Annotated in this window: 10 protein-coding genes; 7 read left to right on the top strand and 3 right to left on the bottom strand. The window is 48.2% G+C overall.

The window, feature by feature from the left end:
* Nucleotides 1-59 precede the first annotated feature (59 nt).
* Nucleotides 60-929, top strand: coding sequence for a retropepsin-like aspartic protease (locus H6G50_RS08565; protein ID WP_190715206.1), 870 nt, complete (start codon nucleotides 60-62; stop codon nucleotides 927-929).
* A gap of 128 nt (nucleotides 930-1,057) precedes the next feature.
* Here H6G50_RS08565 and H6G50_RS08570 read toward each other — a convergent pair whose 3' ends face one another.
* On the bottom strand, nucleotides 1,058-2,551 hold the full coding sequence (locus H6G50_RS08570; RefSeq protein WP_190715208.1) for an alpha-amylase: 1,494 nt from the start codon (nucleotides 2,549-2,551) through the stop codon (nucleotides 1,058-1,060).
* A 270-nt stretch (nucleotides 2,552-2,821) separates the two neighbouring features.
* On the opposite strand from H6G50_RS08570, the gene H6G50_RS08575 reads away from it, so the two are divergent.
* The 5 genes from H6G50_RS08575 (at nucleotide 2,822) to H6G50_RS08595 (ending at nucleotide 8,738) form a co-directional block, all read left to right on the top strand.
* On the top strand, nucleotides 2,822-3,772 hold the full coding sequence (locus H6G50_RS08575; protein WP_190715210.1) for an ABC transporter ATP-binding protein: 951 nt from the start codon (nucleotides 2,822-2,824) through the stop codon (nucleotides 3,770-3,772).
* Nucleotides 3,773-3,819: 47 nt separating this feature from the next.
* Complete coding sequence (locus H6G50_RS08580; protein ID WP_190715211.1) at nucleotides 3,820-4,929, top strand: hypothetical protein; 1,110 nt, start codon at nucleotides 3,820-3,822, stop codon at nucleotides 4,927-4,929.
* A 179-nt stretch (nucleotides 4,930-5,108) separates the two neighbouring features.
* On the top strand, nucleotides 5,109-6,668 hold the full coding sequence (locus H6G50_RS08585; protein WP_190715213.1) for a hypothetical protein: 1,560 nt from the start codon (nucleotides 5,109-5,111) through the stop codon (nucleotides 6,666-6,668).
* Complete coding sequence (locus H6G50_RS08590) at nucleotides 6,665-8,221, top strand: ABC transporter permease (RefSeq protein WP_190715215.1); 1,557 nt, start codon at nucleotides 6,665-6,667, stop codon at nucleotides 8,219-8,221. Before H6G50_RS08585 ends, H6G50_RS08590 begins: the two co-directional genes overlap by 4 nt.
* Nucleotides 8,222-8,330: 109 nt before the next feature.
* Complete coding sequence (locus tag H6G50_RS08595) at nucleotides 8,331-8,738, top strand: hypothetical protein (protein ID WP_190715217.1); 408 nt, start codon at nucleotides 8,331-8,333, stop codon at nucleotides 8,736-8,738.
* Here the strand turns inward: H6G50_RS08595 and H6G50_RS08600 are convergent.
* On the bottom strand, nucleotides 8,665-9,258 hold the full coding sequence (locus H6G50_RS08600; RefSeq protein ID WP_242032758.1) for a DUF1361 domain-containing protein: 594 nt from the start codon (nucleotides 9,256-9,258) through the stop codon (nucleotides 8,665-8,667). The two genes, H6G50_RS08595 and H6G50_RS08600, sit on opposite strands and share 74 nt — an antisense overlap.
* 206 nt (nucleotides 9,259-9,464) lie before the next feature.
* Here H6G50_RS08600 and H6G50_RS08605 point away from each other — a divergent pair, with 206 nt between their 5' ends.
* A complete protein-coding gene (locus tag H6G50_RS08605; protein ID WP_242032759.1) occupies nucleotides 9,465-11,330 on the top strand; it encodes a peptide ABC transporter substrate-binding protein in 1,866 nt (621 codons plus the stop codon).
* 19 nt (nucleotides 11,331-11,349) lie between these two features.
* On the opposite strand, the gene H6G50_RS08610 is transcribed toward H6G50_RS08605, so the two are convergent.
* Nucleotides 11,350-12,948 (bottom strand): MBOAT family protein, encoded by a 1,599-nt coding sequence (locus H6G50_RS08610; RefSeq protein WP_190715221.1) that lies wholly within the window; start codon nucleotides 12,946-12,948, stop codon nucleotides 11,350-11,352.
* Between the last annotated feature and the right edge of the window lie 78 nt (nucleotides 12,949-13,026).

The following is a 13,026-nucleotide window of genomic DNA, read 5'->3' on the forward strand; positions in this document are numbered from 1 at the left end:
ATCGAGCTTGACAGATTTTAAGCTCGCGTGCGATCGACTCTGCTCCCTATAACAAGCTAATGCTCTCACAATTCTTGCGTCGCTCTACTCTCGTCCTTTTTTCGACTGCTTTAGTTACGAGTAATCTTGCCTGTCAGCAAGGCGATGCGGAAAGCAGCGCCCCACCTTCCCCCACTCCCGCGCCCCAAACCGTAAAAGCGTCTCCGGCTGCCTCCAAAGCCGTAACAGCGTCTCCAACTGCCCCCAAAGCCATCAAAGCATCTCCCGTGCCAACGCCCGACAGCAGTTTGTTGCTTTCAGGACGCGATCCCTATAATGAGGCAGTCGAACTCGCCTCGAGCGCGATTAACTTCAGCAAAACGGCGATGGTGACGGAAGATTGGGTGATGATTGCCAGTCGTTGGCAACAAGCGGTGAACTATTTACAAGCCGTTCCGCAATCCCACGGCAAGTATAAAGAAGCGAAAAGTAAGTTGCCGCAATATCAACGTTTTCTTTCTGAAGCGCAATTGAAAGCCAAGCCGTCCGAGCAAGTAAAGGCGGATGCGGGGGGCGATATCAATCCTAAGTTTTTCCTGGTCCCGATTGAGGAGCGAATTGCTGGAATTCCCCTGATTAAGGTGAAGTTTAACGGTCGAGAGTTTGATATGCTTTTCGATACGGGAGCGAGTAAAACTTTAGTGAGTGGAGAGATTGCAGGGACGCTCAATCTTAAGCCCGTTAGTTCGACTCAGGTGGGTATTGCTGATGGTTCGGTCGTCGAACTCCCTATTGTCGTTCTCAATTCGGTAGAAATTAACGGTCGAGTTATGCACAAAGTTTCTGCGGCTGTCGCGCCGAATATGCCGTTCGGCTTGTTGGGTCAAGACTTTTTTGAAGGCTACGATTTTACGATCAAACAAAACGCGATCGAGTTTCACCGTCAGTAGTGAATAGAGTATTGGTGCGTTACGCTTCGCGCTCCGCACCCTACTGCCCTGTCCAAATCTATTACGCTACTTTAATATAATTCTCTTCACGCTCGATTATCAATTATCAATTGTCCATTATCAATTATTTACACGCCTAAGAGGGCGACAAAAGGGGTAAATTTCTCACCTTGTACCCAAATGGAAACCGAACCGCCTTCGCAGCGAAACTCGCCCCAGCCGACATCGTTGGTAATGACGGGTTCTTTGATGTTCTCGGTCAGATCGTAAAACACGGTATTGGGTTTGTCGGTTTTCATCCACTTCCTGCCACCGGAACTATCGCTCATAAGTACGGCTAAACCTTGGGGATGTTCGCGATCGCCGAGTCGCGTCCAGCCGATCAGATCTCTATTATCGAAATAGTCATTTTGATCGCCGTAGGCGTAATGCTGGCGCGCGTGCAAGAAGATATCGATCGAGGAACGATGGGAATCCATCCGAATTTCGTAGCCGCGATCGCTGTAGCGCGCCCCGTAGTAATCCGGGTAGAATACGCAAGGATAACCCTCTCGTCGCAGCAAAATTAAGGCATAAGCTAAGGGTTTAAACCACGATTCTACGACCGATTCTAGCGCCTGCAAGGGCTGCGTATCGTGATTTTCGACAAAAGTGACGGCGAGGGCGGGTTGCTGCTGCATGAGCGTGCCGTCGAGGATGGTTCGCAGATCGTAGTAGCCCCCCATACGACTGGCACGATGGAAGTTGTAGTGCAGGGGAACATCGAATAAGGACATCCGCCCGCCCGTGACACTGATGTAACGGTGCAGTGTTTCGATATCGTCTTCCCAATATTCGCCCACTGCAAAAAGCTCGCGCTGGGCGTGCTGGCGCATAGCATCAAGCCAACCGCAGTAGAATAGGGAACTAATATGTTTGACGGCATCGAGGCGAAAACCGTCGATATGGGTAGTGTCAAGATACCATTTTCCCCATTCTGCGACCTCTTGGCGCGTTTCGGCGTTGCTCATATCTAAGTCGCAAGCCATGAGAAAGTCATAATTTCCGTGTTCGGGATTGACATCGTTTTCAAAGTGTTTATCTTTTAGGCGATAGATATTTTTATCGTTCCAGTCGTAGGCGTTGTGGTTGACGGAATCGAAGTGATACCAATGCCATTTAAAGCTAGAGTAGCGATCGCCGCGTCCGGGAAAGGTATAGTTGCTGTAAATGCGAATGGTCTTGGCGTTACCGAGTTCGTAGTTGCGGTTATCCCACGCCACGGGCGTTGCTTCAACGTCTTCGGTTGCGTCGCCGCCGTTTTTATGGTTGAGAACGATATCGGCGTAGATATTAATACCGGCGTTCTTTGCTGCCGCGATCGCGGCCAAGTATTCTTCTTTTGTACCGTATTTGGTGCGAACCGAATCTTTTTGGTTAAATTCGCCAAGATCGAACAAATCGTAGCTGCTATAACCAACATCGTAACCGCCGCTGCTGCCTTTATAGGCGGGCGGCAACCACAGGGCGGTAATACCCTTTTTAGCTAAATATTGCGCGTTTTGGGCTAATTCCGACCACAAGCTGCCATCGCTAGGACTGTACCAATGGAAGTATTGCATCATCGTGCCGTTGATAACCATAAGCGATCGCGTCCCCTCGACGACTAGATTGAGCCGATCTTCAATAGAATAGCCGATTGCTGTGGGGTGAATTATGAATTATGAGTGATGAATTATGAATGGGGAATGGTGAATAGTGAGATTAAAATTTTTCGTTTCAATTTCGGTAATCGCCCAACGAGCGCCTGAAGATAAAGGTTAAGCTAGCGATAATCGTTCGGTTATTGCGCCTTGCGATCGGTTGAAAGCACAAGCATTGCGCCTTTACTGTTTCATTAAGAAGTATTTCCGATGAATAAAGAATTAGCAATTCTCACGCGCGGACTCACCAAGCAATTCGAGCGCCATGTTGCGGTTAACGAAATCGATCTACAAATCGAGTGCGGCGAAGTCTATGGTTTAATTGGGCCGAATGGCGCGGGTAAAACGACCCTGATTCGGATGTTAGCCGCCGCAGAAGAACCCACTGTTGGTGAAATCTATATTAACGGCGATCGCCTCCTGCGCGACGACAGCAACCCCAGACTCAAGCAACGTCTCGGTTATCTCCCCGACGATTATCCCCTCTACGACGACTTGAACGTTTGGGATTACCTCGACTACTTCGCCCGCTTGTACCGCCTCCGACAACCCAAACGCCGCCAGCGTATCTACGACGTTCTCGAATTGGTGCAACTCACCAACAAGCGCAATAGCCTCATTTCTACCCTTTCGCGGGGGATGAAACAGCGGCTTAGTTTGGCGCGCACGATTATCCACGAACCGATTTTACTCCTACTCGATGAACCCGTTTCCGGTTTGGATCCGATCGCGCGGATGCAATTCCGAGAAATTATCAAAGTCCTCCAAGAAGCGGGAATGACGATTTTAATCTCCTCCCATGTCCTCAGCGACTTAGCCGAACTGTGCAGTTCTGTCGGCATCATGGAAATGGGCTTTTTAGTGGAAAGTACCTCCCTCAAAGAATTATATGCCCGCCTCGCACGGCAACAAATCTTAATTTCAACGTTAGGCTCGATGGAGGCATTACAGTCAGAATTAAAGAACTGTCCCTTCGTGCAAGATTGGGAAACCGTACCCGAAAAACACGGCTATCGAGTTAACTTTTCCGGCACGACTGAAGATAGCGCCGAACTCCTTAGATCCCTCGTTACCGCAGGAATTCCCGTCGCTGAATTCCACAGCACTCAAGAAGATTTAGAAAGTATTTTCTTAAAATTGGGACACAAACAAGCTTCTTAATCATGAATCCTTGAGTCGGTTAATTTTTAGCGATAGAGGCACAATGAATGAAAACCGAACTTTTAGATCGGGTTGGCGACTGGAACCCGCAGCTTTATCGGGAAATAAAAGGGAAACTAAAATTAAGAAATATCGCTACGGTGAGCCTTGCCTTTTTATTCCAAGCGTGGCTAGTTTGGGCTAAAACCCACACTCTTGATGGAATTGAAGTGGAGTGGCGGGAGGTTTTTTACGGTTTAAACTGGTGGCTGCCGATGGGCGCAAGCGCGATCGGCGTTTATCAGCTATCGCGCGATCTCTGCCGAGAAAAATATCGCGGTACTCTCAACTTTTTGCGCCTTTCACCCCAACCTAGCGAAAGTATTTTGCTGGGAAAATTTATCGGCGTTCCTCTCCTCCTGTATTTCGCGATCGCGCTTGCTTTTCCCCTCCATTGCAAAGCAGCCTTAATCGCGATCGAGGATTTATCAATTGGAGAAATCTTACTTTCCTTGGCGAAAGTTTATCTGGTTTGGGTCGGGATTGTCAGCATTTTGTATAATCTAGCATTATTGATAGCTTTGACACCCGATCGCAAACAACCCTTCAAAGCACTCCCCTTCTTCAGCAGTGGAGGTGCGTTAATCGCAACGCCGATCGCACTCTTACTAATTGCGAACTTCTTCCCGCAGTTCTACTCTGCTTCTCCTGGCGGTGTTTGGAATTGGTTTTTTCTACCTGAAAGCTTTGCCTACCCCTGGCTCTTGGCAACGCTATTCGCGATTAACTTTTTAATTTGGAAGGCGACGAATCGCGGTTTCTGCAATCCTAACACGAGCTTAATTACAGAGCTTCAGCATTACCAGATTGTTGGCTGTACGCACCTTTGGTTCTTGGGGTTTGCGTTTCCAGAACTCCTGCAAAACTCGCCTTACGGCGGCAGACTAGCTTGGGCAATTTACCTGCTAGCAATTCCTATTGTTCACCTTGCTTTTCTTTATGTGTTGTTAGTTCCTACAGAACAGGTTGAAGGAGAGGGCGCAGATCTGAAAGATTTTATCGCTGCTCGACAAGAATTACAAACGGGCGGACTCGATCTTTTAGCGCTTAAGTTTAATATAATTATTGTTTTAGTCCTCTGGATGCCTTGGCTAACGATCTTCAGTTATTTAAGCTAAAATAACACTGAACTTAAGCGAGGTAGGCGCTCCCACTCCACGGAAGCTCGGGCGTTTGGCGAAGACTGTACGTTACGGAACGCAAAAAATTACCGATAATGCAATGAATTTGTACGAACGTTATCAATTGTCAATTATTCAGCAAGCCTTAGCTATCTTAATTTCAAGGTAAACGAACAATGAATGTAGAAAAACTCGACCGGATTGGCGATTGGAACCCACAACTTTATCGAGAACTCAAAGGAAAACTGACACAGCGTAACATTATTTTGACCGTTATCCTGTCCTGCTTATTTCAATCCCTTCTGATTCTGCCCAATCTCTCCAATCGCAACGGCGTTCGAGAGGTGCAATGGGAAGCGATTTTCCAGGTTTTAAATTGGGTGCTGCCCATCTTCGCGATCGCGATCGGCGTTTACCTGCTCTCGAGCGATCTCAATCGGGAACAAGCGCGCGGCACGCTTAACTTTGTTCGCCTTTCCCCTCAACCGAGCGAAACAATTTTACTCGGAAAATTCCTCGGCGTTCCGATTCTCCTTTACCTCGGTATCGCCCTCATCCTACCGCTACATCTCCGAGCCGGAGCGAGCTTAATCGCGGATTTGCCCGTCGGTAAAGCATTTTTTGTGCTTTTTGGCATTTATCCCATTTGGGTGGGTCTGAGCAGTCTTTATTACAGCTTAGCCGCGTTATTGATGTTGGTGAATCAAACCGGAGAGCAAAAATTTATCCCCGCCGCCAGCAGTCTAATAGCCCTGATAACCGCACCGGTGGCGATGGGGGCGAGCGCGCGTTTCTATTGGATGTACTACGACAATTCGGGAGGAATGAGTTGGAATTGGTTTTTCCTCCCGGAAAGTTTCGCTTATCCCTGGATACTCGGTACGCTGTTCGCCCTCAACCTCTGGATGTGGCAGATTATCAATCGCCGTTTTAGCAATCCCAATCAGACTTCAGTGAGTAAGGCTCAAAGTTATTGGATTGTCGGCTGCACCAACGTCTGGCTATTAGGATTCGCATTGCCCGATATTGGCGTAGAAAGCGGTTCTGCGGGTTCGATGGGAACCTTATCTCTGTTCGCGATCGCGCCAATTACGATTCTGTTAATGGCAGCACTCTTATCGCCAACTCGTCAAACCTTACTCGACTGGGCGCGCTACCGTCATTGGGAAACCGCCCATAAACGCACGCTGCTGCGCGATTTACTCCTCGGGGAAAAAAGCCCGTCCCTCGGCGCGATCGCCCTCCATCTTGCCATTATCGCCGTTATCTGGCTGCCCTGGCTCGTTCGATTCATTCATTCTCCTTCCTTATCTAGCCCGCTCGAGCAAATAGATGCTCTCCCACCGACGGCTTTACGCTTCATTCTCAGCTTGTGTATCACTGCAACCGTATTTTTTATCTATGCCACCCTCTGCCAAGAAATCCGCTTTCACGCCAAAAATAGGAAACACGAGGGAAGTATTCTGCTCGGTTGGTACGGCGCGATGATTGTTCCTTCCATGATTGTGAGTCTGTTCCAAATTTCTCCCGCCCAATTCCCCGTTTTGTGGCTATTTTCTCCGGTTCCCTTTATCGGTGCAGTCTATTGCTCTGCTTTCAGCCTATTCGCTGTTTTCTTCGGGCAACTGACAATTCTGGCGTTACTGGTTCGCCAGTTCCAACGTCAACTGCAACGGGCGGGCGAATCGGAGTCGAAAAAACAGTTTTTCGTTGTTGAAGAGCGATCGCAATCATGAGTCTCACACTGCTAGAGTACATTGGCGAATCGAACCCGCAATTCTATCGGGAGATTAAAGGCAAACTGACAAGGCGCAATGTCCTTGTCACCGTTCTTATCTCTCTCCTCTTTCAAGCCCTGCTGATTTTAAAGAATAGCTCCGATCGCTCTGGGATTTGGAGCGTTGAATGGGTATCGCTTTACCGGAGTTTAAACTGGGTATTGCCTATCTTCGCGATCGCGATCGGCGTTTATCTGCTCTCGAGCGATCTCTGTCGGGAACAACTGCGCGGAACCCTCAACTTTGTCCGCCTTTCCCCGCAACCGAGCGAAAGCATTTTACTAGGCAAACTCCTCGGCGTTCCCATCCTTCTTTACCTCGGTATCGCCCTCATCTTGCCGTTGCATTTCCTCGCAGCAGCGAGCTTAATCGCGGGTTTGCCAGCCGGGAGAGCATTTTTTGCACTTTTTGGGGTATATCCCGTTTGGGTGGGTCTGAGCGGCATTTATTACATCGTAGCGATGTTGTTCGCCTTGTTAGGTTCAGAGGGAAACCTTAAAGATATCAAGCTTCTACCCGCTGCTAGCAGTTTGCTAGCTTTAATAACGGCATCAATGGCAACCGCCGTTCTTCTGCGTCCGGATTGGATGTTCTACCCCGCTTTCGAGAGTACGGGCTGGAATTGGTTTTTTCTTCCCGAACGCTTCGCCTATCCCTGGCTGCTTGGAACGCTATTTGCCCTCAATCTCTGGAGTTGGCAAATCGCCAATCGCAGTTTCCGCCATCCCAACCCGACTTTGATTAGCAAGGCTCAAAGTTATTGGATTGTCGGCGGTACGCACTTCTGGTTGCTGGGGTTTGCGCTACCGGATGTGTTAGTGAATAATGCTGGGGGGAGAATTGAAAGTTTCTTTTCTTTATTGGCTTTAATTGCGATCGTACCGATGACGCTTTTGGTAATGGCAGCCGCGCTTTCTCCTTCCCGAAAAACCTTAATCGATTGGGCGCGTTACCGTCACGTTCGGGAACCAGAAAAACGGGAATTGTGGCGAGATTTGTTCCTAGAGGAGAAAAGTCCCGCTCTGGGTGCGATCGCGGTTCATATACTCTTGATGGCGGCAATTTGGCTGCCGTGGTGCGTTTTTTTCCTCCATTCTCCCGCTGTTGAAAACGCCAGTAGCCCCAACCAGCAACCCTTAACTCCGTTGCATCTGGCGCTGACTTTCTTCATCACCGCGATCGTCTTTTCCATCTATGCAACCCTGATTCAAAGTATTATTTTTCAGTCGCGAAATCCCATGCAGAACGCCAGTAAACTGTTGCTAGCGATCTCGCTCGGACTAACTCCCTTGCCCTTAATTACTCTATTTGGACTTGGCATTGAAGGCAGTGCCGTTCTCTGGCTATTTTCGCCCCTTCCCTTCATCGGGGCTTTCTTCACTCCTACCCCCCTCCTCTTAGCAATTTCCCTCGCTCAACTCGCCCTCTTATATTTTCTATTGCGCCGGTTCCAATCCCAGTTGCAAGAAGCTGGCGAATCGGAGTTTAAAAGAATATTGCAGCAGGGATAACGTTAATTCCCGAAAGAGTCAGGCTCGACCCCTGAATTTGAGAAAAATGGTAGAATGCTCTTTTGTTCGCCGTTTCGAGCGTTTTGTTTGTGGGCCAAGTTGAGGGGCAATGCTAGTCTTAGTAGCGATCGCGAATCTCATCCTCGCATTGTTCAATTTTTATATCGCTTGGAAACTGCAAAAATGGCGGCGCGCGATCGCTTGTTTGGCAGATATCCTCACTTGTGCTGAAAACAATGCCCGTCCCTTTCTCGTCCGCGCCCCAGAATTTATTTTGCAGTACCAACACAAAAGTCGCCAGCTTAAAGAACGCTCTCAACAACTTCAGCGCCAATGGCAACAACTCGCACAACTGTTGAACCTTTTAAACCTTTTAGCACCCTTCCTCCCCAAACGTTGGCAGCTTCAAAATCTTTTGAGAACTCCATTCTCCCCCACCCGAACTAAACCAACTCTTCTGCCATCTGGGCTTGCAATGTTTTTCGGTAGCGCCAGCGAAAAATCAAGCTTAAAGTAATTTGTTTCATTATCCAATACAAAATCGTGAGGATGATAAAGGTTAGAAACATCACCAGTAAAGGTTCTTTATCCGCTAAATGCTCGATTGTTGTTTTAGCCAAAACCTTGGGTTTCGTAACAATATCCCAACTATTAAACCGCTTAAATCGTCCCAAATAAATTCCGAGCGCAGACAGAGCGTGCAAACTCAATTCAACCAGCAAAGTCCATTGCCCCAGTTTGTGTCGGTGCAAATAGTAGCCCAAATTAATAATCGAAAGGACATAAGCTTCAAACCCCGCCCCAATAAACAAAATATATTGCGGAATTAACACCAACGTTACCACCCATAACGGATAACCATCGCGAATGATATCAACTAAGTGAATGATATCCGTCAGCACGTAAGGTGCATTCGGCAAAAACGCCACAAAAACCACGAATCCCAACCACCACAACACAGAACGAGGTTGGCGCAATCGAAATAGCCAAATACTCAGTGCGAGAGGAATATAGGCTAAAAACGAATTCCAGAGCATGAAAGATAAACTCCGTTTGAAAGCAGGAAACGCTATTGCTAACCAATGTGCAGGCAATCTAACTTTCATAGCCAGTTAAATCAAAGTTTAGTTTATCTGTATCCGGTTATAACATTTCTCCCTCGTCTTCCACGGGCTAGACGCTGGGGCTAACGTCGAATTGCACGGTAAAATAGGGCGATGCACGTCCTTTGAGGAGGAAAACCTTGACCGCTCCCCTTTTTGGTTTTAGCGCCACACCACAGCATCGCTTCGCCAGCGCTATCCCCTCTCTCAACCCCCTCTTTGACGGGCTAATATCGCGCAAATTTTCCCTCCTGCGACTTTTAAAGCGCAAAATCGGGCGCTTCTATCTTTTCCTTGCCGTTCTCTCGTTCCTCTTCATCTCCTCCGTTGCGGCTTGTACTCCACAAACTCCCACCCCGCCGCCACCCATCGCTTCCCCAACGCCTGCTGACGACGGTATCTTAAGGCTACTCTACTGGCAAGCCCCCACCATTCTCAACCCGCACCTCGCTTCCGGTTTTAAGGACTACGAAGGCGCGCGACTCTCTTACGAACCTCTCGCCAGCTACGATAAAGACGGTCAGTTAATTCCTTTCCTAGCGGCTGAAATTCCCACCGTAGAAAATGGCGGAATTGCTAAAGATGGAAAGTCTGTCATTTGGAAGCTGAGGAAAGATATTAAATGGTCGGATGGAGAACCTTTTATGGCGGCGGATGTCGTCTTTACTTACCAGTATATTTCTAATCCCAATGTTGCTGCTTCATCGAGCGAGAATTACGCTAATATTCAAACGGTTGAAGCGCTAGATGAGTACGTCATTAGAATCAAATTCAAAGAAGTAACGCCGAGTTGGGCGATTCCTTTTACCGGACAGAGTGGGGCGATCCTACCCAAACATATTTTTAAAGCTTATCAGGGTAAAACTGCACGAGAAGCGCCTGCAAACTTCGAGCCGGTGGGAACGGGACCTTATCGGGTTATTAGTTTTAAGGCAGGAGATATTATTGTATTCGAGCCGAACCCTTTTTTTCGAGAAGGAACTAACAATTTGTTTAAGCGAGTTGAATTAAAAGGGGGTGGCGATGCGCGAGCGGCGGCAAGAGCGGTGTTGCAATTTGGGGATGTCGATTTTGCTTACAATCTCCAAGTAGAAGCGTTGATTTTAAAAGACTTGGAAGCGGCGGGAAAAGGAAAAGTCATGACTATTTTTGGGTCTCAGATCGAGCGCATTCTTTTTAACTTTACCGATCCGAATAAAATTGCTAATAGCGGTGAAAAATCGAGCGTAGAATTTCCCCACCCTTTTTTCGTAGATTTGCCCGTTCGTCAGGCGTTTAAACTCGCGATCGACCGAGGAACGATCGCAACTCAGCTTTACGGAACGGCGGGTCAGAAAGTCGGACAACTTTTGGTCGAGCCTGCTACTTTTAAATCCGATAAGATTGCTTATGAATACAATTTAACCAAAGCAAATAAAGTGTTAGATGAGGGAGGCTGGAAAGATACAAATAATGATAATGTTCGGGAGAAGAATGGAATAGAACTTAAGGTTTTGTTTCAAACTTCTGCCAATCCAGTTCGTCAAAAGACACAAGAAATCGTTAAAAAATCGCTCCAAAAAATAGGAGTAGGCGTTCAATTAAAAACCGTCGATCCGGAGATTTTCTTTTCGGGCGATCCGGCTAATACAGAAACGGTAAATAGCTTTTATGCAGATTTAGAAATGTTAACATCCGGGAATGAGAATCCCGATCCAGGTCTCTATATGAAATGGTGGACGTGCGACGAAGCAGCCCAGAAGGAAAATAATTGGCAAAAGCCTAATTATGCGCGTTATTGCAACCCGGAATACGATAAGCTCTGGCAGCGATCGCGTCAGGAACTCGACCCTAAAAAACGGACTGCACTCTTTAAACAAATGGACGAGTTACTCTCAAAAGATGCAGCAGTCATTCCGATTGTCAATCGAGCCAATACGAATGGGGTCAGCGTTCGCTTACAAGGATTAAACCCTACGCCGTGGGATGCTAATACTTGGGATATCAAAAATTGGCGACGGCAGTAACGTTAAACCCAGCTTTAACTTAAAAGTCGAAATAGATATACTGCAAGCCGCCTTCCGGTGCGAACAGCCAAACGCAGAACAAACACAGAGGAACGAGGACAATCTTAACGTTCCAACTCAATTGTAACCCCAGCCCGCGACGTAGAGTGTAGATTGCGGTCATTAACAGGGCGATCGCAGCGACAAGCCAAGCGAATTGAGCGCGCTGGAGGTGTAAAGTTTCCTCATAGACTTTATAGGCAAACTGCGCGTCGCCAGAAGCGTTCCAAAAACGCTGCCAAACGAGAAGGGCGCGATCGAGACTGGGGAGACGGAAGAAAATCCAAGATAAAAAGACCATTGCTTGCGTCAACAGCCAAGCCAGCAGTATACCGGGAATACTACTCCAAAAAGCAGCAATGCTAGCATCCTTGCGGCTCCAAGCTTCGCTCAGCCGGTGAACGACTAAAGCCAAACCGTGAAGAATACCCCAAACCACGTAACCCCAGGCCGCACCGTGCCAAATCCCGGCAATGAGCATAATCAGGAAGAGGTTGAGACAGGTGCGCGCTAATCCTTGACGAGAACCGCCGAGGGGAAAGTAAAGATAGTTGCGCAACCAATCGCCTAGCGTCATGTGCCAGCGCCGCCAAAAATCGGCAATGCTGGTACTGAAGTAGGGCGCGTTGAAGTTTTCAGGGAGGCTAAAGCCGAGCAAAATCGCGCTTCCGCGAGCCATATCGACGTAGCCGGAGAAATCGAGGTAGAGTTGTAAGCCGTAGGCAAAGGTTGCCAGCCAGAGGTCGCCGCTACCGGCGCGTTCGAGATTGCCGAAGCATAAATCCACGAAAATCCCTAGATTATCGGCAATTAAGGCTTTTTTGGCTGCACCGCAAGCAATTAGCCATAAGGCTTCCGCCAGACGATGGGGGGTGGGAAATTGCTGTTGCGGCCATTGGGCGATGAAAGCGTGAGCGCGAGTAATGGGGCCGGCGATGAGTTTGGGGAAAAAGAGTTTGTAGCTGGAAAATTGCAGCCAATCGCGGATGGGGGGCGCACCGCGATGAACATCGACGAGATAGGCGATGCACTCGAAGGTAAAGAAGGAAAGACCGAGGGGGGGAATTAAGCGATCGCTGACCCAATTGGCACTCTCGCGCAGTCCGATCGAATTGAGGAGAAAGGGAATATATTTAAAGCCGACTAAGAGCAAGACGTTCGCGATAATCCCTGAAATGAGAAGTTGGGTCGCGCGCTGGTTCCAAATGCTTTGCAGGATATCCCAATCGCGATTGTCGAGGCGAGCGTACTGAAGTTTGGCGCTGCCTTTGCTGCGCTGTTCCATTGCGATCGCGATCCGATAGTTCATGGTCGCCATTAATAGCAACAGCACAAGATGGAAGATAACCAGGGAAAGCGTTAGTTTTTGTTCGGGCTGGCCGATTAAGGCGAAAAAGTAAAAGCCGAGACTGGTAAGTAATAATACCCACAATCGCGCGCGCGAAACGGCGGCAGCCGTCTCTCCAACTTTGCGGGAGGAAGAAGTATGGGGGGTTGCTAATGGGCGTTTGCCGAGGAACCAGTAAAGTGCGATCGCGAGTGGTAAAAATATACCGTAGGGTAGTTGAACAAAAGTCATTACTTAATGTATTGGTACTATGGTCAATAGGAATAATTGCTTATTGAAGCAGAACGGATTGACTCTCAATGCGATTGC

Origin of the sequence: Oscillatoria sp. FACHB-1406 (assembly GCF_014698145.1) — a bacterium.
GTDB lineage: Bacteria > Cyanobacteriota > Cyanobacteriia > Cyanobacteriales > Spirulinaceae > FACHB-1406.